At 45.5% G+C, this 22,882-nt stretch carries 12 protein-coding genes; 2 read left to right on the top strand and 10 right to left on the bottom strand.

Annotation, left to right across the window (positions count from 1 at the left end; all coding sequences use genetic code 11):
- Positions 1–18 precede the first annotated feature (18 nt).
- The 10 genes from QVP94_RS14710 to QVP94_RS14665 form a co-directional block, all read right to left on the bottom strand.
- Positions 19–3,279 (bottom strand): TonB-dependent receptor, encoded by a 3,261-nt coding sequence (locus QVP94_RS14710; protein WP_224202097.1) that lies wholly within the window; start codon positions 3,277–3,279, stop codon positions 19–21.
- Positions 3,280–3,523: 244 nt separating this feature from the next.
- On the bottom strand, positions 3,524–4,564 hold the full coding sequence (locus QVP94_RS14705) for a FecR family protein (RefSeq protein WP_005861748.1): 1,041 nt from the start codon (positions 4,562–4,564) through the stop codon (positions 3,524–3,526).
- Positions 4,565–4,629: 65 nt separating this feature from the next.
- Entirely contained in the window at positions 4,630–5,196 is a 567-nt protein-coding gene (locus tag QVP94_RS14700; RefSeq protein ID WP_005861746.1) for an RNA polymerase sigma-70 factor, read from the bottom strand.
- Between the two features lie 158 nt (positions 5,197–5,354).
- Positions 5,355–7,340, bottom strand: a complete 1,986-nt coding sequence (locus QVP94_RS14695; RefSeq protein WP_005861744.1) for a glucosamine-6-phosphate deaminase — start codon at positions 7,338–7,340, stop codon at positions 5,355–5,357.
- Positions 7,341–7,522: 182 nt separating this feature from the next.
- On the bottom strand, positions 7,523–8,689 hold the full coding sequence (gene nagA / locus QVP94_RS14690; protein ID WP_005861742.1) for an N-acetylglucosamine-6-phosphate deacetylase: 1,167 nt from the start codon (positions 8,687–8,689) through the stop codon (positions 7,523–7,525).
- A 12-nt stretch (positions 8,690–8,701) separates the two neighbouring features.
- Positions 8,702–9,868, bottom strand: coding sequence for an N-acetylglucosamine-6-phosphate deacetylase (gene nagA / locus QVP94_RS14685; RefSeq protein ID WP_036629182.1), 1,167 nt, complete (start codon positions 9,866–9,868; stop codon positions 8,702–8,704).
- A 585-nt stretch (positions 9,869–10,453) separates the two neighbouring features.
- Complete coding sequence (locus QVP94_RS14680; RefSeq protein WP_005861738.1) at positions 10,454–12,403, bottom strand: ABC-F family ATP-binding cassette domain-containing protein; 1,950 nt, start codon at positions 12,401–12,403, stop codon at positions 10,454–10,456.
- Positions 12,404–12,441: 38 nt separating this feature from the next.
- Positions 12,442–13,407 (bottom strand): alpha/beta hydrolase, encoded by a 966-nt coding sequence (locus QVP94_RS14675; protein WP_005861736.1) that lies wholly within the window; start codon positions 13,405–13,407, stop codon positions 12,442–12,444.
- A 126-nt stretch (positions 13,408–13,533) separates the two neighbouring features.
- A complete protein-coding gene (locus QVP94_RS14670; protein ID WP_005861734.1) occupies positions 13,534–15,141 on the bottom strand; it encodes a RagB/SusD family nutrient uptake outer membrane protein in 1,608 nt (535 codons plus the stop codon).
- Positions 15,142–15,171: 30 nt separating this feature from the next.
- Positions 15,172–18,261 (bottom strand): SusC/RagA family TonB-linked outer membrane protein, encoded by a 3,090-nt coding sequence (locus QVP94_RS14665; protein WP_008780795.1) that lies wholly within the window; start codon positions 18,259–18,261, stop codon positions 15,172–15,174.
- A 519-nt stretch (positions 18,262–18,780) separates the two neighbouring features.
- Here QVP94_RS14665 and QVP94_RS14660 point away from each other — a divergent pair.
- Together QVP94_RS14660 and QVP94_RS14655 are read left to right on the top strand one after the other, a co-directional pair.
- Positions 18,781–19,335: a DUF3332 domain-containing protein gene (locus QVP94_RS14660; protein ID WP_005865883.1), complete on the top strand. Its 555-nt coding sequence runs from the start codon at positions 18,781–18,783 to the stop codon at positions 19,333–19,335.
- 104 nt (positions 19,336–19,439) lie between these two features.
- Positions 19,440–22,778 carry a glycoside hydrolase family 2 TIM barrel-domain containing protein gene (locus QVP94_RS14655; protein ID WP_022192899.1) on the top strand — a complete coding sequence of 1,113 codons (3,339 nt, stop codon included), beginning with the start codon at positions 19,440–19,442 and terminating at the stop codon, positions 22,776–22,778.
- Positions 22,779–22,882 lie beyond the last annotated feature (104 nt).

The raw sequence follows: 22,882 nt of genomic DNA, 5'->3' as shown, positions 1-22,882 counted from the left end.
GAAGTAAAGATTAAACAATTAGAAATTAACACCTAAAGTAAATGAATACGTACGAGGTTTGGGATAGGTATAAAAATCCACTCCTTGCTCAAATACAGCATCATAACTCGTCACCTCCGGATCACTACCAGAATAGTTCGTAATCAAGAACGCATTCTCCACATTGAATCCCAAGGATAAACTCTTGATGTGAGCGGCAGAAAGCATACGGGAACTAAAGTCATATTTCAAGCCGATATTACGTAAACGCAAGAACGAACCCGGCTCACAACTCCAAGAATCTACGTCATTCTCATATCCATCTCCCGGAAGGCGCAAGCTAGGCACCATCGTGTTTTGGTTTTCCGGCGTCCAAGCGTTCACCGGAATGTCCGCATAAGCATTGGAGAATGTCACACGGTTACCCATCAACTGGCGAGTGAAGTTAATCAACTTATTACCATACACCCATTGTAAATCAAACATAAACGTGAAGCCTTTCCACGAGAATGTATTTGTCATATTCATCTCGAATTTAGGAGCGCCATTTCCGATATAGTCTTGGTCTTCACCATCCTTCATTCCATTACCATTTTTGTCCCAATACTTGATATCGCCGGGTTTCTTATTATATTTAGCGGCTTCTTCCGCCTCATCGGTTCCCCATGTACCTAGGCGAACATAGCCGTAAAGGGCATTTAAAGGATGTCCCTCTTCAATACGTCCTCCCCATTTACCAATGATATTATCATTTATATCCAGTACCATCGATCGGTTCATCGTATAATTCCAAGAGGTAGTCCATAAGAAATCACGGCTTTGGATATTGCGTGTATTCAAGCTCATCTCAAGACCTTGATTACGGATCTTACCCAGATTTGTCATAGTTTTCTCATATCCCGAGTTAGAAGGCAATTGTAGCTCATACAATAAATCAGTCGTAATCTTATGATAATAATCCGCCATAAACTCGATACGCCCATTAAAGAAACTCAAATCGATACCCGCATCAAGTTGTCTGGATTTCTCCCAGCGTAAATCCGGATTTGCCATACTTTTCAACGTAACGATCGTCGTCATATCCTTGCCAAAAGGAAGGCGTTTATTCTCATAACGTGCCATAGACGCATAATCACCGATTTCCGCGTTACCCACCGTACCGTAGCTCAAACGGACTTTCATATCATCAATCACCTTTTTTGCGTTCTCGAAGAAATTCTCATTGGATACACGCCAAGCGGCCGAGAATGAAGGAAAGAAACCATATTGGTTATTCAAGCCAAAACGAGAAGAACCATCCTCACGGAAAGAAGCGCCCAATAAGTAACGATTGTCAAAATTATAGTTGATACGGGCATAGTAAGAATTCATTTTATTATCCGTATAGTCTGAGCCAACCTTAGAACGTACGGTGCCGACTCCCATATTATTGTACTCAAAATAATCATCGAAGAAATTCTCGGCCCCTAGCTCGCTTTTCTCTGTTTTTGAGTAATACCAACTGGCTCCCGCTACGACATTCAAGTTATGCTTATTCCAGCTTTTATCAAAAGTCAAGTAGTCCTCATTCGTCCACGACATCGTATTTCGATGTGCTTTCTCCGCTTTACCCTTTTGAGTATCTCCATAGCCGAATAAGGTACTCGGGTTATAAGATGAATTGATATAAGAACCATCCTGGCGGCTGAAGCTAGTCGTTAACTTTAACCAAGAGGTAATCTTAAACGTACCAATCACGTTAGCCAACGTGTACTGATTCTTATCGATATTCTTACGTTCCTTTAAAATCCTCACGGGATTCTCCGTATCTTCCGCACCTGGATAATCTCCTTTACGGGAATAGGTACCATCCTCATATTGAACCGGAAGGAACGGTAATGCTTCCAATGTATACCGAGAGATCGCATTCTCCGAGTTTCGGGCATTACTAGATCCAACATTCAACATGGCCTGTAAATGGAACCATTCTTTCAAATCCCATCCGACATTGATAAATGCGTTTAACTGACGTTTATAGGTCTCCAACATTATACCTTGATTATCTTTGTAACTTACATTCGCCACAGCGGTCAGCTTATCGCTTCCTCCAGAGAAACTAAGTGAATGCTGATGAGAAAAAGCCGTACGAGTCACGGCATCCTGCCAATCCGTATCATATTTCGGAGTCCCGTCCGGATTGAACAGGTCATTCTTATGCGTAAACATATTGCTCGGATCCAGATGGGGAGCGATACGTCCCGGTTGAGCCTCATAAGCACGCTTGAATACATCCAAAGCCTCTTCCGCATTTAAGACATCGACTTTACGAGCTAACGTTCCTGCTGACAGAACTGTATTATACGAGATATTCGTCGTATTTTTCTTACCTTCCTTTGTTGTTATCACCACAACGCCATTCGCACCTCTCGCACCATAAATAGAAGAGGAAGTAGCGTCTTTCAAGATATCGATAGACTGGACAATATTCGGATCAATCTGGTCCGGATCCACGCCAACCACACCATCGACCACATATAGCGGTGTATTAGAAGAATTCAAAGAACCGATACCACGGATTTTTATCGCAGGACTACCACCCGGCGCACCAGAATTCAAGGCGATATTAACACCAGCCACCTTTCCGGCCAATCCTTGGAATACGTTCGTGGCATTCGGACGCTCCAATAACTTCTCCGAGTCTACGGAACCCACTGATGTTGACAAGTTTCGTTTCAACATCGTACCATATCCAACGACAACGACCTCTTCAAGCGCCTTATAATCCTCGGCCAACTTCACGTTAAACAGTGTACGATTCCCGACCTCGATCTCTTGCTCCGCATAGCCGATATAGGAAAATGACAGGATATCGTTATTAGCCGCATCCAAGCTAAACTTTCCATCCAGATCCGTAACCGTACCGACCGTCGTACCCTTTATCACGACATTGGCCCCGATAACCGGTATGCCATCCGGATCCGTAACGATACCGGAGATCTTTTTCTTTTGTTGCTGTACGGCGTCTTTCTTCAAGATCGTGATGTGCTTACCTGATATGCGGTAGGTCAAGTTCGTGTTTTTCAACAACTCATTCAACACGTCGGTGACTTGGCGATTCTTCACCTGTATATCCACCTGCTTACTATTATCGATATCCTCGCTCTTATAGAAAAACATGAACTCGGTCTGTTTCTCAATCTCCGAGACGACATCATAGAACGTCCCGTTCTTTACTTCTACCGTAACTTGAGCTTTTTGCGCATAGGTATCCGCCGAGACATGCAATATACCCAGTATTAAAAAAAGCAATGTGATCTTCATGATTGATTTAATTTTTTTAGGCAATAGCTCATCGCTATTCCAGACTTTTTCCATAAGTTTGTAATTATTTTTTATTAATGACTTACCTTGCTCGCTACTTTTTAGAGGACAGCGATAAAGGTGATTAAACGAATAATGAACGTCTAAGAATCGGGGGTGAGTGGTGTCAGTCCCGATTCTTTTTTGTGATCAGGTATTTGTCATAGGCAATTCGAATGTTTAAGGTTATACATCTATTATTTTGTTATTTGCTCCTCGCCGATATCAGGATATCTTTTCCGTCTTTCGTGAAAGTGAATTGTTTCTCCGAGTTAATAATATCTAGCACCTCTTGTATACCTTGATCCAAGGAGAAGGTTCCTGTGTAGCGGATGTTCCGCAGACTGTCATGCGCCAAGCGGATATTTACCCCATAGTAATTCTCCAGACGTTTTACGATAGAGACTAAGGTCTCATCCTTGAAACGATATTTCCCTCCTACCCAAGCGTTCGAGATCGAGGCATCTGTCTCTGACAAGAAAATAGAGCCGGTCCGGTTATCCGACCGGGCTTGTTGATTCGGCTTTAGCTTCATGCTACTCATTTTCCGTCCTTGAGCGTCAAAAGATTCCAACAGGATACTACCACTTAATAAGGTGGTGACGCTAAAGCGATCATCGTTGAAAGCCTGTATATTGAATGAGGTTCCGAGTACCGTGATTTGTTGGTTCTTTAGTTTTACGATGAAAGGTTTCGAATGATTCTTCGCAACCTCGAAATAGGCCTCACCCTCCAGATGAACCACACGCTCATCTCCATTAAAAGAGGTGGGGTATTTAAAACGGGTGGAGGCATTGAGTATGATCTTACTGCCGTCGGATAGCAATAGCGTGTTCGCACGTCCGCCTTTTTCCACTACGATCTCGTTATATTCCATATCGCCGGCATATAAACGATTGCTTATCCATTGATTCATACCCACACCTATTCCCATAGCGATTACGATAATCGCCGCATATCTCAAGAATGAAAGCCAGAACTGTTTGCCAAGGACCTTGGATTTCACAGATACGCCAGAGATCGCATCCAGCTTTCCAGCCATTCGCTCCCAACTACGCTCCACGGAATAATGGTTCAAGAACGCCACTTCTTTCCGAGTGTCAAAAAGCCCCTTAAGCTCAAAGAAGTGGGCTTTATTAGCGTCACTCTCATGAATCCAAGCATCCAACACTCGAAGTTCATCCTCTTGAATCTCGTTCTGCAAATAGCGTATGATCAGTTCTTCTATCGAATTATTAGATTCCATTTTCTGTTTCATTTATAATATATACGACCGGTTTCCTCTTTTTACTTACGTATTCTACCGTATTTTCATCTAAAAAATAAAACCAGTGCCAGAAGCGCCAACACATTCCGTATGATCTTCAATCCTTTATAGAGTTGCGCCTCTACCGTACGTTGAGAGATATTTAGCATTCCTGCGATCTCCACTGATTTCTTCCCGTCCACATAAGCCAACGTAAAAACCTCTCGGCATCTGTCCGGTAACTTGGCTATTTCCCGGTAAACGGAGTCCAGACGCTCTTTCTCCAGCTCCGCCGCATCCGACTGATTATAATAATCTATCTCCTCTATCTTTAGTCTACGAGCAACCTCATCCGCATAAGTCATTTCTATTGATTTATGCTTTAGGTAATCGAGGCAAGCATTTTGAACGGAACGGAATAGGTATGTCTTCAAGCCTTCTTCCACGGAATAAATCTCTTTCTTTTGCCAGATCTTGATGAATATATCATGCACTAAATCTTCCGCCGTATCGCTATCCACATATTTCGAGGCATAAAAGATCAGTCTGGGGGCATTCTCCAGATATAATAATTTAAATTTATCCAACTCATGGTTCTTAATAATATAGTCTTTCATGCTCAATGTGGACATTTCTTGTATTATATTAGACAGTTCAAGGCTTCTCCTTTATCTATATACGATCATAGAAACAGATCTACTTACGCCCACACGAAAAAAATAACACAAAAACAAAAAGCCCTATCCGAACTTAATCAGATAGGGCTTTCAGATTATTCTATCGCTAGATATTATCTCAACGGGATATATTGTACAAACGCCTCGATCGCCTCATAAGAAGCCAAACCTAATTGGCGATACAACTCTGCGGTAGCACGGTTGCGATCTTCGGCACGCTGCCAGAACAAACGCTCGTCGTCACCCAGATACGGAGCGCTCTCGGCCTGCGATTGATGCTTCAAAATAGCGTTACGTTTGAAGCGCAACTCCTCCGGACTGATAGGTACGGCCATCTCAATATGGTCCATTTCCCATTCTGCCCATGCGCCGCGATACATCCATACACGGCAGTTCTTCATCCATTCCTCGTCTTTCACCTCGTCGATAGCGGCCAGTACGGCATCCAGACAAACCTTGTGGGTTCCGTGCGGGTCAGCCAAGTCACCGGCGACAAACATTTGATCCGGCTTGATCTCGAGCAACAGGGCCTTTACGATATCCTTGTCGACCTCACTCAAATCATTCTTTTTCACTAATCCGGTCTCGTAGAACGGAAGATCCAAGAAATGAACATGATCGTCCTTCACGCCCGAGTAGCGGCAACCGTGACGGGCCTCCTCCCGACGGATCGTTCCTTTCATAAAGAGGACATCCTTCCGCTCCGGCTCGCCGTTCTCCACCTTCTCGTAACGCAGGTAGTTGATGATCTCGTTCGCCTTATCCTTCACGGCCGAGTCGGGAGAGTATTTCTCACATACATCACGCAAATACTCGCAATAACGGATTACCTCCTCGTCGCCTACGGCAATATTACCGGAAGTCTCGTAAGCCACATGCACATCATGATGCTGGTCGCACAAACGACGCAAGGTTCCGCCCATGGAGATCACGTCATCATCCGGGTGCGGACTGAATACGATCACTTTCTTCGGATACGGGTTAGCACGCTCCGGACGATTGGAATCGTCGGCGTTCGGCTTGCCACCCGGCCATCCGGTAATCGTATGCTGGATATCATTGAATATCTTGATATTTACGTTGTAAGCGGAACCATATAACGCCAATAGCTCACCCAATCCGTGCTCGCTATAATCCTTGTTTGTCAATTTCAAGATCGGTTTGTCCGTCAACTGACACAACCAAACGATCGCACGGCGGATCAACTTATTATCCCACTCGCAGCTAGTCACCAACCAAGGATGGCTGATACGAGTCAAGTCGTAAGCGGCGGAAAGATCGATCACGACCTTGGCGTTCGGATGATTCTGCAAATAGCTGGAAGGAACGGCATCGCTAACCTTGCCCTCAACGGTCTTAGCGACAATGCTAGCCTTATCCTCGCCCCAAGCCATCAAGATCACGCTGCGGGCGTTCATCATCGTAGAGATACCCATCGTGATGATACCTGCCGGGACATTCTCCTGCGAAGGGAACGTACGGGCAGCCTCCTTGCGAGAAGCGCCTTCCAACAAGACCATACGGGTACGCGAGCTGATCGTCGTTCCACCCACGTTGAACATGATATTGCTGGAGTTACCGATACCTAGCAACATGCAATCGATACCTCCCACGGATTGGATCGTCTCCTCATACTGGCGACAGAAATCTAGGATAGCGTCTTTCGGCATGCTTCCGTCCGGGCAATAGATATTCGCAGGATCGATATCGACCTGATCGAATAACTCCTCTTTTAAGCGAGCCAGATTTCCGGCGCTGGGATTAGCCAATGGATAGAACTCATATTCCACGAAAGCGATCACGTTGCGAAAACTTAATTTCTCCTCTTTATGCATACGGATCAACTCCTTGTAAACGCTTAGCGGAGAACGTCCGCCGGGTAAAGCGATCACGAAGGGCTTACCGATATCTTGTTTTTTACGGATTTGTGTTGCTATCTCTTTAGCGATAGCGAAAGAACCTTCCTCGGCCGATTCATAAATGTTTGTCGGAATCTTTTCCAAACGGGTTAAAACTGAATGCTCGAAAGCATTTTCCGGGCGATAATACCGCAACGGTATACGCGTCAGAGTAATTTGAGAACTAAGGTTCGTTTTCATGTTTAATTATTGATTTAGTATTACAATCTTACTTGAATCACAAATATATGAAATAAGTACTGATTTCGCCATACGTTGATAGAACAAATTTATTAGCCGAAAGGTTTGATCTATATCGCCTAAAAATAAAAAAGGACCGTCCCGGCCAGCCAAGACAGCCCCTCTCTTTATTATTAACGTGTTTAGACCAATGTATTTGTCTCTGGAACTAAGTTTCCCATGCTCCATACCGCACGCACGTTCAACTTACGATCCAAGATCACGATATCCGCATCCTTCCCTCTTTGCAAGGTTCCGGTGCGATCGCTTACCCCCATCAGGCGGGCCGGAGTCTCGGAAGCCATACGGACTGCATCGGCCAAAGGAATGTCAGCCTTCTGCACCATCGTACGTACCAGTACGTCCATCGTGGCGATACTTCCCACCAATGAAGAATGATCCGCCAACTTGCATACGCCATCCTCAATGATAATGCGGGGATCGGATAACGGCTTACCCTCGTTGGCTGCGCATGAGAGAGCGTCCGTAACCAAGCAAGTACGTTCCACTCCTTTCAGCTTATAGACCAATCGGAGGATCGTAGAGGGTAAATGACGCCCGTCAGCAATCACCTCTACCGTCATATCGTCCATCAAGAAAACACTTTCCACCGTTCCCTCGTACTTATATTCACGACGCTTATGGAAACCAGGCATGGCGTTATAGAAATGAGCCGCATGCGTGAAACCGGCATTGTAAGCGGTCTTAATATCATCAAACTCCGCTTCCGTATGCGAGATAGCGGATAGGATTCCCCTCGACTTCAAGTATTGGGCGAACTCAAGCGCACCCGGTATCTCCGGGCTGGAATCCCAGCGCTTGATGCAATCCGTGCGTTCCAATATCTCTTTATATTCTTTCGGGTCGGCGGGATTCTCCTTATCGATAAACAGGCTCGCCGCCATCTTCGGATTCAGATACGGTCCCTCGATATGCAATCCCAAGATAGGGCCGTCTTTTTTCCTCATCATCTCCTCGCATACGGCCACCGCCTTATCGATCACCCCGATTTCCGGAGCCAACACGGTAGGGAATATCGTCGTGGCCCCATGCTTCTGATGGGCAGCTACCGCACCGTGGAAAGCCTCTTCCGTACATTCGGAGAAGTCGAAGCCCCCACCGCCATGGATATTCATCGCCACGAAACCGGGAACGATCGACATTCCTTTCGCATCCACCACCTTGGCGCCAATCACCGCTAAATCGCTATTTGTAACCTCCAATATCTTCCCGTCGCTAATCAATACGGAACCATCCTTCATCCATCCTTGCGGCGTAAGGATATGGCCATTTATAATCTGTGTCAACATAATCGTTCTTGCTTAGAATAGTTTATTCGTACCTTCAACCAACTTACCCATCGCCCAGACCGCACGGACATTCAAGTCACGGTCCAACAAGACGATATCGGCGTCTTTGCCCCGCTGCAACGTTCCCTTGCGATCGGATACGCCCATGATACGGGCGGGAGTCTCCGAGGCCATACGCACGGCATCCTCCAAGGGGATCTCGGCCTTCTGCACCATCGTACGGATCAGGCGGTCCATCGTGGCGACACTACCCGCCAAGGCCGAGCGGTCGGCCAACTTACACACGCCATCCTCGATGATGACACGGGGATCGAAAGCGACTTGGCTATCACTGGCAGCGCAAGCCAAGGCATCCGTGATCAGACAAGTGCGTTCCACACCTTTTATCTTATAGACCAGACGAAGGATCGTAGGCGGCACATGGATACCATCGGCCACGACCTCGACGGTCATATCATCGAGTAGATAGATACTTTCCACCGTTCCCTCATACTTATACTCGCGGCGTTTATGGAAGCCCGGCATGGCGTTATAGAAATGGGTGGCGTGGGTATAACCTACCTCATAAGCGGTCAGGATATCCTCAAACTCGGCTTGGGTATGCCCTACCGAGGCGAGCACGCCTTTCGAGGTGATATATTTACCAAACTGCATCGCTCCCGGAAGTTCCGGAGCGGCATCCCAGCGCTTGATACAATGCGTTTCCTCCAGCAAAGGGATATATTCCTCGGGATCGGGATTCTTGATGTTCTCAGGGATTTGTCCACCAGCCATTTTCATATTGAAATAATGTCCTTCTAAGTGAAGCCCCAGAACCGGGCTATCTTTCTCGGCCATCAGTTTCTCGGTGGTCTCGGCGGCGGCACGGATCATCGGGATGGTAGAAGAGGATAAGGTGGGGAAGATACTGGTAGTACCGTGTTTCATGTGTGTGGCCACCGCCGCATGGAAAGCTTCCTCGGTGCCTTCCATAAAATCACGGCCTCCACCTCCGTGCACGTGAATTTCCACGCCTCCGGGGACGATGTACATACCTTTGGCGTCTATCAAGGTTGCCCCCACTACCGCTAAGTCGCAGTTTGTCACTTCTAAAATCTTCCCGTCGCTTATCAATACCGAGCCGTCTTTCAGCCAGCCTTGCGGGGTAAGAATCTTTCCATTAATGATCTGTGTTAACATGATATGTGTTTTAAGCTTTCGCGTTTCTTTGGATAGCAAAGTTAAGGACTTTCTTTTTAAAACGAGTAAGCTATTAGAGGTTATTTTCAAAGAATAATCAAAATGACACTTTGTAATCCGAACCTCCGGAGAATCGAATATTCCGGGCCCTAAGTACAGCTCGCCTCTAAATCCGAAAGAAAATTTCAGTAATCAACTAATGGCCAACACCATACCCCAAAACAGCCTTTTATTCTAGCGAAATCAATTCATCCTAATTCATATCAAAGGGAGAGATTGGTATCATTTATAGGGTTACAATACGGTTCTAGCAGGGTAAGAATGCCTATTCACAAGTAGTCATAACCCTATTCTTGAGTAGTCACGATGCCCAACGGCGGCATATGCGTCGGCCGATGGCAGTACTGGCGTAGCCCAATGCGGCCTATCACGCATGGGAAAAGGGATATTCTCCCTTTTAAAAGCCAGCTCTCGCACTCTCTCTTCCGCTATTTCGCATCATCAACGGCAAGCACTTGTCACGAAAACAGGAGTATTTGAATCAAAAAGATCAGATAAGCTGCCTTTCACTGGCTAGCAGCCTTTTCATGAATCCTGCGTATTCAACTCTTCCAACTCCATTGTCCGTTCGGTCCATAGATCCATCGCATCGGAAAGTTCTTTTTTTAGGGCAGAATATTCACCGTAGAGAGAAGCGTCGGAGGCACCTTCCGGCGTAGCCAGCTTCGCCTCGATAACGGCAATGCCATTCTCAAGCTCCGAGATACGGGCCTCGGCCTCGGCAACAGCTTTCTCCGCTTTCTTAATCACTTTACTCAGTTCCTTCCTTGCCTCATAGGAGAGCTTGTTATGGGATACCTGAGCCTCACCGGTACCGGACATGGAAGTACTCGTCCCAGTAGAACGTTCCAATTCACGCAAGCTATCCATTTTCTTATGCTCCAAGAAATTATAGATGCCGCCTAAATGCTCGACGACTTTCTGGTTACCGAACTCATAGACCTTATCGACTAGGCCATCCAAGAACTCACGGTCGTGGGAAACCACGATCACCGTGCCGTCGAACTCCCTCAAGGCGTCTTTCAGCACGTCTTTCGAACGCATATCCAAGTGGTTCGTCGGCTCATCGAGAATCAGCAGGTTGACCGGCTCCAATAACAAGCGGATCATCGCCAAACGGGTACGCTCGCCACCCGACAGGACTTTCACCTTCTTATCGGAGGCCTCGCCGCCAAACATGAAAGCACCTAGGATATCCCGTATCTTCAAACGGATATCCCCTTGGGCTACGTAATCGATCGTATCGAAAACGGTAAGGTTCTCGTTCAATAGCTGCGCTTGGTTCTGGGCGAAGTAACCGATCTTCACGTTATGGCCTAATTGGAGCTTTCCGGTGAAATCGGCAATCTCTCCCATGATACATTTCACCAAGGTAGATTTACCCTCGCCGTTCTTTCCGACGAAAGCTACTTTATCGCCCCGATTGATTGTCAAGGTCACATGGTCGAAGATCAGATGATCGCCATAACGCTTCGCCACCTCCTCACAGATCACCGGATAGGAGCCGGAACGGGGAGCGGGCGGGAATTTCAGTCGCAGCATGGCTGTATCCACATCATCTACCTCGATACGTTCCACCTTCTCCAATTGCTTGATGCGGGATTGTACCTGTACAGACTTCGTGGCTTTATAACGAAAACGCTCGATGAAAGCTTCGGTATCGGCCAGTTTCTTCTGTTGGTTCTCGTAAGCGCGTAGCTGCTGCTCGCGGCGTTCGCGGCGAAGTACGACGTACTCCGAATATTTTACCTTATAATCGTAGATGTTCCCCAACTCAATCTCAAGGGTACGAAACGTGGTATTATCGATAAAGGCACGGTCGTGCGAGACTAAGATCACGGCGTTGGCACGGGTAGCGATAAAGTTCTCCAGCCATTGGATGGACTCGATGTCCAAGTGGTTCGTCGGCTCATCCAGTAGCAAGACATCCGGCTGGCGGAGCAAAAGCTTAGCTAGTTCGATACGCATACGCCATCCACCGCTGAACTCGGACGTCGGGCGATCGAAGTCCTCACGGGAGAAACCTAACCCGATCAACGTACGTTCCAGCTCGGCGTGATAATTATTGCCGCCCATCATCTGAAAATGCTCGGTCAAATAAGTGACACGGTCTATCACCTTTTGATAACCTTCCGACTCGTAATCCGTACGCTCCGCCAATTGGGTATTCAAGCGGTTGATCTCCTCCTCCATCTCATGGATATGCTCGAAAGCGCACTCCGCCTCCTCCCGAACCGTACGGGTATCCACCAATTGCATGTGCTGGGGCAGGTATCCGATCGTGACCTCCTTCGGCACGCTAACGGTTCCCGATGTGGGTGATTGCAGACCGGCGAATATCTTCAACATCGTCGATTTACCCGCTCCGTTCTTGCCCACTAGGGCGATACGGTCCTTCTTGTTTACCACAAATGAAATGTCATCAAAAAGCGTGAAACCGCCAAACTCAACTGTTAGTCCTTCAACCGAAATCATACTGTCTCTTTAATTTATGACCGCAAAGATACAACAGTTCAAGGTTTACTCACAAACTTTTCAATTAATATCAGCACATCCTTATGCAACGGAAGGGCCGGATCGGTATAGGTAGCCATCTGTTTTTGCTGATCCATCGTATCGCAAGTCTTCATCAGATGGTTCATATTCCCGATCAAATGGTAATCGGCCGAAGGTTGGGATCGCTTCAATAGTTCGGCGTCTTTTACGGATACTTGCATATCCTTATCCCCTTGCAAGATCAACACCGGGACTTTTAGTTTCTTGATGATTTCCTGCGGATTATACGTATACCATGAGATCATATAAGGCTGTACCGACGAGCGGAACAGGGCTTGCAAACCGATCGGCACGTCCGGTACGAGCTTCCCTTCCTTCAAGGACGTGTTTATGGATCTCACCATATTCCGGATCACTTCCGGTTGACCGGCCATCTGTTCCTCTATGATCTCATAAGCGGGACGCCCCGCACCCGCCACCGAAATGTATCCTTTCACTTTCGGATTATCCACCGAAGCCGCCATACCGACCAACGCTCCCTCGCTATGCCCCAACACATAGATTCCGGAGATCCGTTTGTCCTTGCTTAAATAATCGATCCAGCCTCGTGCGTCCTTGATCCCGTCCTCGAAACGCATGGAATACTCATCCTTTCCGGCCGAGGCGCTCGAAGCGATACCCCGCTTATCATAACGCAGGGAAGCGATACCCTTCCCTGCCAGCCCTTCCGCCAAATATCTCAAGGAATTATTCTTACCCGGCAAGGCGGCGGAGTTCCCGTCCATATCCGTAGGGCCGGAGCCGGGGATGATCAATACCACAGGATAACCGGACTCCTGATTGGGAGTTACCATCTTCCCTTTTAATACCCCGGTAGACGTATTCAACACCACCGGACGCTCATTCAACCGTACAGGCAACTGGGGCAGACCAGACAAGGATACGAGAAGAAAGCAAACGAAAGCTATCAGTTTCTTTTTCATAACGGAATCAATTTATATACTTAAAGCACACATGAGACATACAATCTCAGTATCCGCCAAATGTAACTAAAAAAGGGGAAAACCTCTCGGCCTTCCCCCTTCTTTATCTAACATCTTTATAGGAAATTAATAACCCGGATTCTGTTTCAAGTTCGGATTCTTATCCATGCTTGTTTGAGGAATCGGCAAGTAACGGTTACGAGAAGAGAACTGGCGAGTCTCAATAACAGCCGTACCCGTGATTTCCGCACGTTTAGTAGGCTCAGACTCCCCATAATTAATCGTTCCTGTAACACGTAACAAATCACCATTCATGACTTTCTCGGCAAGCATCTTTCCATCTTCCTGCCAACGGACGATGTCCGCACGGCGCAAGCCTTCGCCGGCCAACTCTACCGTACGCTCACGACGGATCAATTCACGAAGTTTATCCTTCGTCCCATATTTAGCCTTATCCACTTCCCCCATTCCTACACGCTGGCGGATCTGGTTCAAATAACCATAGATCTCATCAGAAGGACCGCTCAGCTCATTCGCGGCCTCCGCATACGTCAATAGAACCTCCGCATAACGGAATACGATCGGACAAGCTCCCGAACTCCAAACATCTCCATATTGATCCATCGGATCCAAGTATTTCGCCCAAGTCAAAGCACTCTTGGAAGCATTATCTGTATAAGTCGGGAAGTTCTTGTTGACAGTACCATCTTGAAGTTTCTCATCCAAAGTATTCAAGACATCACCTCTCCAGTCACGTCCCGGATATAAAATGGTCATGGCCATACGAGGGTCGCGATTCGCGAACGGATGCTTTGCGTCATAAGTCTTCGACTCTTCTTTCGTCAATCCATCTGACATTTCATACATATCCACCAAATTCTGGGTCGGGACGATAGAAGACCAACCTTGGTCAACATTATTATACATTTGCCCGATGGTTCCCAATCCGTCCAACGTCTCAATATTCTGATCCGCTAGGATTATCTCTTTAGAATCCACTCCCGATACCTTAAAAAGATTCGTATAATCCGGATCCAACTCATACTGCTTCAAATCAATGATTGCCTTAGCTGCGTCTTTTGCCTTTTGCCAATCACCATAATACAAAGCCTCACGCATCTTGATAGCTAAAACAGCACCTTTAGCGATATAGCCACGAGCCTCCGGAGCCTCCGCGATCCCAGCTAAGGCCTCGTCTAAATCCTTAGCTATATAATCGCGTACCTCTTGTTCCGTATTGCGTTCCACTTTAGCCTCGTCCGCACTTGAATAAGAACTAATAATAGGCACACCACCATACCACCAATTCATCAAGAAATACTTATAAGCACGGATCGCTTTAGCTTGAGCCACATAATTAGCTTTTACAGCGTCACTAGAAAACGTCACCTTGTCTACATTCTCCAAGAATGTATTCGCCTTACGAATCGACTTGTAATCATAAAGGATCTGCCCAGGATTAGAACTAGACAATGACCCATCCCCCCACGGGCGGAATCCTTCCCAAGGGAAATTATTATAGCCTATATCTGAGCCACAATCCAGATAAAGCAACGTATTTCCATCTAGCAAATCCTTATAACAGCCTACTATGAAGCCCTTCGCATCCGCCTCTGTCTGCCATGTGGTAGAAGGAGCCAACTGATCCTTAGGCACCGTATCCAGAAAATCTGAACACGAAGTAGATAACGCAGCCATACCAGCCGCCAACATATATATTGATAATCGTTTCATAAAATCTTCTATTTAAATGGTCTTAACTAATTAGAATGTCACATTTACGCCAAAAGAATTTGTCATCACTAATGGGTAGCTAGACAAACGGGAACTAACAGTCTCCGGGTCTACGTTCAATGGCATAGAATCTATCGTAAACAAATTCTCCGCAGAATAATAAACACGTACATTCGACAAACCGATAGCGTTCAGCACACTCTTTGGAAGCGTATATCCCAATTGCAATGTCTTCAGACGCAGGTAACTGGTATTAATTACCCAGAAATCAGACATCACGTTAGAAGCCTCACTCGGAGATTTTCTAGACTCCGCTACACGCGGCATACTTGCATTGGTATTTTCCGGTGTCCAGCTATCCAGCCATGCAGTAGAAGGATGTCCGGCACTACCCGAGAACTCACCAAACGCTTCTTTCGTAAACGCACGGCCTACATTAGCCGCACCGGTGAAGTTTAAAGTCAAGTCAAATGCTTTATAGCCTACATTCAAGTTCAAACCAAATGTAACAACTGGATTGATAGTCTTAGACAATACACGGTCATCCGCATCCAGCTTTCCATCTCCATTCGTATCTACATAACGTAAATCACCAGCTTGGAAATCCTGTCCGAACGGGTAGCCGTCTTTTCCTTTATAGGTATCCATCCATTGCTGTGCCTCCGCGTCAGATTGGAAAAAGCCATCAGCCTTATATACATAGTAAGAATCGATTGGCTTTCCAACAAAACGCCACAAATCACCGTCATCAGGATTTGTCATACGGTCTACACCTCCTAAATCCTCGATCTTGTTCTTATTATAGGCCATATTTCCCATCACATTCAATGACCAGTCATTCCACTTATTGTTATAACCTAGCTGTACCTCGACACCTCGGTTACGCATAGAACCCACGTTATCGAAATAAGGATCCAAGCCAAACTCAGTCGGGACCGGTACCTCCATGATGATATCCGTAGTCTTGCGATCATAGTAATCAAACGTGAAAGTCACATGATTAATAACCGCATCCAAGCCAATGCCCCAAGTCGTAGATTTCTCCCATGACAAATCCTCGATACGATAGGCTTTCTGATAATATCCCGTCGTCAAGTTGCCTCCCATAGGATAATTACCATCCAAATTATAAGTCTGCATCCAAGGATAATATTGGTTCTCCCAAGGATTCGATTTATTTAAGGCGTCTTGATTACCTAACATACCCCAAGAAGCACGAATCTTCAAACTGCTCAACCAATCATGCGTACTTTCCATAAACTCCTCCTCGCTGATACGCCAAGCACCGGAGAAAGAAGGGAAATATCCCCAACGATGTCCCGGAGCAAAACGAGAGGAAGCATCCGCACGGAAGTTTGCCTCTAATAAATATTTTCCCGCAAAATCATAATTAATACGCCCAAAATAGGAAAGCATGGCAAGCTCTCGGCTCAAACCATCATTTGTTTGTGTAGAAGCCCCACCGGCATCCATATCATTCAGGCTATTACTCGGGAAATTATTCCTCTGCATCTGATTCTTGCTAACCTCATACTTCTCCGCATGATAACCTACCATCACTTTCAAGCCATGCTGACCAAAGTTCTTGCTGTAATTCAGCAAAGCATCGAAATTATAACGTTTCCAATTCACGAAACGTTCAACCAAGGAAGTGGTACGAGACGCAGATGCCGGATCATCCGGTATGCTCAGAACTCGCTCCGTATGACGTTGGTCCTCGTTCACATAGGCACCCGTCACAGTAGCCTTCAGCCCATCAATAATATCATAATCAACAGAAAGTGCCCCCGTAAAATTCTGGTTACAATTATCCACCGTCTGCCCGGAATCCAACCATGCGATAGGGTTACCATCGTTAGTTTGTCCGTATTTGCCATCCTTATCCTTGACAGGAATCATCGGACTAATAATATTCAATTGACGGATAATCTGGTCGGAAGAACCACCATAATAGCTAGCATTCGGATCCGAGAAGTCATTCTTGATGAAAGACATGTTCATCCGAACAGCCAGTTTCTTCGTCAACTGCATATCCAGATTCGTACGTCCGTTAAACTGTTTACGATCTGAGTTAGGAAGGATACCCGTCTGCCCTAAATATCCGGCCGAAGCCATATACTTCACGTTCTCCGCACCTCCTGTAATACTAACATTGTGCTTATGCAACAAACCTGTCCGATAAGCCTCATCATTCCAGTCCGTATTAGGATGTCCGTAAGGATCAGAGCCATCTTCAAACATCCGGATGTCCTCGTCACTATAACGTCCCGGCTCGAAACGATTCCACAAACGTGCGTAATCGGCTGAGCTGACACGATCAATCATGGAAGTAGCTTTCGAGGCACCCACATATCCGTTATAAGAAATACGAGGAGCACCCGTCTTACCACGTTTTGTCGTGATCAAGATAACACCATTAGAAGCCTTCGAACCGTAAATAGCGGCGGAAGAAGCGTCTTTCAATACAGAAATACTCTCAATATCATTCGGATCGATATCATTCATGGAGCCACTCTCGATACCATCGATCAAGATATATGGGCTGGCAGAGTTCAAAGTACCGACACCACGGATACGGATCGTACTACCATCCTGTCCCGGACGGCCTTGACCCGAGGTAACGGTTACACCCGGCATCATACCTTGAAGACCGGAAGACACGTTGGAGATAGGACGGCTTGTCAACTCCTTGCTATCCAATTGGGCTACCGCTCCCGACAAGTTCGCCTTCTGTTGCGTACCATAACCGACAACGATCACCTCATCTAATTTCTGGGTATCTTCCTGCAAGGACACATTGATGGAAGGCTCTCCATTATATTTGAATTCTTGAGTTAGATAACCGATAAAGGATACTTGGATCACATCCCCATTCTTCACATCCAACACGAAATTACCATTCATGTCGGTTACAGTACCATTCGTAGTACCTTTTACAACTATTGACGCTCCGGCCACAGGGCCAAAACTGTCACTAACCGTTCCCTTCAAACTACCTTCTTGCTGGGAAATACCTACCCTCGGAGTTATCGCCGCACGATCAGAAGCATGAACCACACCCCCGGAACAAAACGCTGCAGACAATAGAACAAAACTGACAGGTCTTACAATTTTCAACATAAGAATCGTTTTTTGTTTATTAAATAGCTGTTACTATTATAAGACTTAAGGCATACTATTTTAGATCTCGTTTCTTATAATATTCACTCTTCTAAATCATTAATGTATAATTATAAATCCTCGGTTAACTACCATGAAAGCACTTCTTCATCGTTCTGGCGGAACTTATAATCATTAGACGCAGCAAATATAGCACTATTTTTAATTATAAAACAAAAAAGACTAATTTTTCGCATACGAATCTAAAACAACACCACCTAGTTATTAAAATATTTAACAAACAATCTTTCCAACCATAATCTTTTTTAGTATGGAGCTATGGGCATCAAAGAGGTATATGGTTTGAAATTCAAACATGAAGTTAGTGTATATTAGTAATAAACGGAGTTCCGCCAGAACTACGTACTTAATAGAAGCTTGATTAATATTAAGGCACTTATTCCATTTATTCCTTTATAACCACTATTTATCATGAAAAAGTTGTTATCTTCGTCCCTTGTAATAACTAATTATTAAATTATGAAAAAGAAAAGCTTAACTTTATTACTAGCGACTACGGTGGCAAGTAGTATCCTATTTTCGTCCTGTATAGGATCTTTTGGTTTAACAAACAAACTTTTAACGTGGAATAGAAGCATCGACAGTAAGTTTGTTAATGAGCTAGTGTTCATTGCTTTCTGGATTGTCCCGGTTTACGAGATTTCCGCTTTGGCTGATGTCCTTGTGATCAACTCTATCGAATTTTGGAGCGGAAGTAATCCTGTAGCAGATGTAGGTAACGTTAAAACAATCGATGGTAAAGACGGTGTTTATACCGTAGAAACAAAAGTTGACGGATACCATATCCAAAAGGAAGGCGACGAGAAAGCGCTTGACTTAGTTTTCAACGAAGCAGATCAAAGCTGGAATGTAGAGGCTGACGGTGAAAGCACAAAATTGTTAAAATTCAATGGCAATGACGAAGTTGTCATGTACCTACCGGACGGAAAAGAAATGAATGTCGAGTTAAGCCAATCTGGGGTTTTAGCATTCCAGCAAGTAGCTAACGGATATTCTTACTATGCAGCTAAATAATTGAAAATTGAGAATTGAGAATTACGTAGAGTCACTTCTAATTTTCAATTCTCAATTCTCAATTTTCAATTCCCCAGTGCTAATCTAAATAAAATACGATGAATATGAACTCTATCAAAAAAATGATGCTTTCCGGAGCATTAGGTTGCCTTATTTCCGGAATGGCTTATGCGGACGGTTCTTCACCCCAACCCGTAAAACCTTATTGGCAAGACATTCAAGTCGTAGCCGTAAACAAGGAAAAACCCAGAAGCTCCTTCATGAGTTATGCGGACCGGGAAACCGCCCTCACCTCTCGATTTGAGAAAAGCCCGTACTATTCCCTATTAAACGGTACTTGGAAATTTTTCTTTGTCGACTCTTACAAAGATCTTCCTCAAAATATCACAGATCCTTCCGTTAATACCTCTTCATGGGATGATATAACCGTTCCCGGAAACTGGGAAGTACAAGGACATGGCGTAGCCATTTATACGAATCATGGTTACGAGTTTAAACCAAGAAATCCCCAACCTCCATTATTGCCGGAAGCGAATCCGGTTGGCGTATACCGCAGAGACATCGAGATACCCGCAAGTTGGGATAACCGGGATATTTATTTACACATCGGCGGAGCTAAATCCGGCCTTTACGTATATTTAAACGGGAAAGAAGTGGGTTATAGCGAGGATTCCAAAAATCCCGCCGAGTTCCTGATCAATAAATACCTGCAACCCGGAAAGAATGTGCTTACATTAAAGATATTCCGTTGGAGCACCGGTTCTTATTTGGAATGTCAGGATTTCTGGAGAATGAGCGGTATCGAACGTGACGTATTCCTTTGGTCTCAACCCAAGGCCAGTATTCAAGATTTCCGTGTCGTCTCAACCTTGGACGATACGTATACGAATGGAATCTTCAAACTGGCGGTAGACTTAAAGAATCATACCCAAGAAACGAAAAATTTAAATGTCGGATATGAGCTTTTGGACGCAAAAGGTAATCTTGTGACCTCCGAGGCTAATGATATATGGGTAAGTCCTGCAAGTCCTCAAACAGCATCTTTCGAGTATGATTTAAAGAACGTAGCCCCTTGGAGTGCCGAGCATCCGAATCTATACAAATTATTGATGACGATAAAAGAAGAGGGTAAGGTAATCGAGGTAGTTCCATTCAACGTTGGTTTCCGCCGGTTCGAGATGAAGCAAATTGACCAAGTAACGGAAGACGGAAAACCTTATACGGTCTTATTGTTCAATGGGCAACCGGTTAAGTTCAAGGGTGTCAATATCCATGAGCATAACCCGGAAACCGGACATTACGTAACCGAGGAACTCATGCGTAAGGATTTCGAGCTGATGAAGCAAAACAATATCAACGCTGTCCGCCTATGCCACTATCCGCAAGACCGTAAATTCTATGAACTCTGCGACGAATACGGATTGTATGTTTACGATGAGGCGAATATCGAGTCTCACGGTATGTATTACAGCCTGAAAAAAGGCGGCACTTTGGGTAATAATCCGGAATGGCTGATCCCGCATATGGACCGTACGATGAATATGTACGAACGAAACAAGAATTATCCGAGCGTTACTTTCTGGTCACTCGGAAACGAGGCTGGAAACGGATACAACTTCTATCAAACTTATTTATATCTGAAAGACAAGGAAATAAATAGCATGAATCGTCCGGTGAACTACGAACGTGCCCTTTGGGAATGGAATACGGATATGTACGTACCTCAATACCCGAGCGCTGAATGGCTAGAGGAAATCGGGCGTAAGGGTAGTGATCGTCCGGTAGCTCCTTCGGAGTATTCACATGCGATGGGAAACTCTTCCGGTAACTTATGGGATCAATGGAAAGCTATCTATAAATACCCGAACCTGCAAGGCGGATTCATCTGGGACTGGGTGGACCAAGGTATCTTGGAAAAAGATAAGAATGGACGTGAATATTATACCTATGGTGGTGACTATGGAGTAAACGCCCCTAGTGACGGAAACTTCCTTTGCAACGGTATAGTAAACCCGGATCGTACCCCGCATCCCGCTATGGCAGAGGTTAAATACGCCCATCAAAATATCGGGTTTGAGGCGATCGATTTAGCGAACGGTTTATTCCGCGTCACGAACCGTTTTTATTTCACAAACCTAAAGAAATATATGGTCCACTATAGCGTAACAGCCAATAATAAAGTTGTACGCTCCGGTAAAGTCTCTTTGGACATAGAACCGCAAGCTTCTAAGGAATTTACGGTTCCCGTAGGCAACTTAAAGCCACAAGCAGGTACGGAATATTTCGTAAACTTCAACGTAACGACCGTAGAAAAAGAGCCGTTAATCCCTATCGGACACGAAATCGCTTGCGATCAATTCCGCTTACCGATCGAAAGCACCAAGAAGGCGTTTAAGACCAGCGGCCCTAAATTAACGGTTTCAACCAATGGAGATAACTTATCGGCATCCTCCTCAAAGGTAAACTTCGTGTTTAACAGGAAGACAGGAATCGTTACTTCTTATAAAGTGGATGGTACGGAATATTTCAGCGAGGGTTTTGGTATCCAACCGAACTTCTGGCGTGCGCCGACCGATAACGATTACGGAAATGGTATGCCAAAACGCTTACAAGTATGGAAGGAAAGCAGCAAGAACTTCAACGTGACAGACGCTACCGTCACTATGGATGGCAATAACGCCGTGGTTAACGTGAACTATTTATTGCCGGCAGGAAATCTATACATTGTTAATTATACGATCTATCCAAGCGGAGCTGTAAATGTGGCCGCCCGTTTCACATCCACGGATATGGATGCCGCCCAAACCGAGGTATCGGAATCTACTCGCACGGCAACTTTCACTCCGGGACGTGACGCCGCCCGTAAAGAGGCTTCCAAATTGAATGTTCCCCGTATCGGTGTTCGCTTCCGCTTACCGGCAAGCATGAATCAAGTGGAATATTTCGGACGAGGACCTGCTGAGAACTACTTGGATAGAAACGCCGGTAGTATGGTCGGCTTATATAAATCTACAGCCGAGGAATTATATTTCCCATATGTACGCCCGCAGGAAAACGGTCATCATACCGACACTCGTTGGGTATCACTTAGTACCGGCAAGAAAGGCTTGTTGATCCAAGCGGATAATACGATTGGATTTAACGCTTTGCGTAATTCCATAGAGGATTTCGATGACGAGGAAGCAACTGGGCTACCCCGTCAATGGAGTAATTTCACACCAGAGCAAGTAGCGAACCATGATGAAGCCGCAGCAAAGAGCGTATTACGTCGCCAGCATCATATCAACGATATCACGCCTCGCGACTTCGTTGAGGTTTGCGTCGACTTGAAACAACAAGGTGTAGCAGGTTATGATAGCTGGGGTTCACGTCCGGAACCAGCTTATACATTACCCGCAAACCGGGAATACAACTGGGGCTTTACCCTTATTCCGCTTAAATAAAGAAAAGTCATAACTTATCCATAAAAAAGGGAGTGTATTAGGCTTAATCCAATACACTCCCTTTGTTTATACTACTGCAACGGCTTTGCAGCACTACTGCAAGG

The organism is Parabacteroides sp. CAG:2, from assembly GCF_000436315.1.
In the GTDB taxonomy this organism is placed as follows: Bacteria; Bacteroidota; Bacteroidia; order Bacteroidales; family Tannerellaceae; genus Parabacteroides; species Parabacteroides distasonis.
The sequence above is the reverse complement of the archived record's forward strand: the minus strand, read 5'-3'. Positions and strand labels throughout refer to the sequence as shown.

What these genes read in the sequence shown, in the direction of transcription:
- QVP94_RS14710 (WP_224202097.1), bottom strand. Translation starts at nt 3,279, where the DNA reads ATGAAGATCACATTGCTTTTTTTAATACTGGGTATATTGCATGTCTCG.
- QVP94_RS14705 (WP_005861748.1), bottom strand. Translation starts at nt 4,564, where the DNA reads ATGGAATCTAATAATTCGATAGAAGAACTGATCATACGCTATTTGCAG.
- QVP94_RS14700 (WP_005861746.1), bottom strand. Translation starts at nt 5,196, where the DNA reads ATGTCCACATTGAGCATGAAAGACTATATTATTAAGAACCATGAGTTG.
- QVP94_RS14695 (WP_005861744.1), bottom strand. Translation starts at nt 7,340, where the DNA reads ATGAAAACGAACCTTAGTTCTCAAATTACTCTGACGCGTATACCGTTG.
- nagA (WP_005861742.1), bottom strand. Translation starts at nt 8,689, where the DNA reads ATGTTGACACAGATTATAAATGGCCATATCCTTACGCCGCAAGGATGG.
- nagA (WP_036629182.1), bottom strand. Translation starts at nt 9,868, where the DNA reads ATGTTAACACAGATCATTAATGGAAAGATTCTTACCCCGCAAGGCTGG.
- QVP94_RS14680 (WP_005861738.1), bottom strand. Translation starts at nt 12,403, where the DNA reads ATGATTTCGGTTGAAGGACTAACAGTTGAGTTTGGCGGTTTCACGCTT.
- QVP94_RS14675 (WP_005861736.1), bottom strand. Translation starts at nt 13,407, where the DNA reads ATGAAAAAGAAACTGATAGCTTTCGTTTGCTTTCTTCTCGTATCCTTG.
- QVP94_RS14670 (WP_005861734.1), bottom strand. Translation starts at nt 15,141, where the DNA reads ATGAAACGATTATCAATATATATGTTGGCGGCTGGTATGGCTGCGTTA.
- QVP94_RS14665 (WP_008780795.1), bottom strand. Translation starts at nt 18,261, where the DNA reads ATGTTGAAAATTGTAAGACCTGTCAGTTTTGTTCTATTGTCTGCAGCG.
- QVP94_RS14660 (WP_005865883.1), top strand. Translation starts at nt 18,781, where the DNA reads ATGAAAAAGAAAAGCTTAACTTTATTACTAGCGACTACGGTGGCAAGT.
- QVP94_RS14655 (WP_022192899.1), top strand. Translation starts at nt 19,440, where the DNA reads ATGAACTCTATCAAAAAAATGATGCTTTCCGGAGCATTAGGTTGCCTT.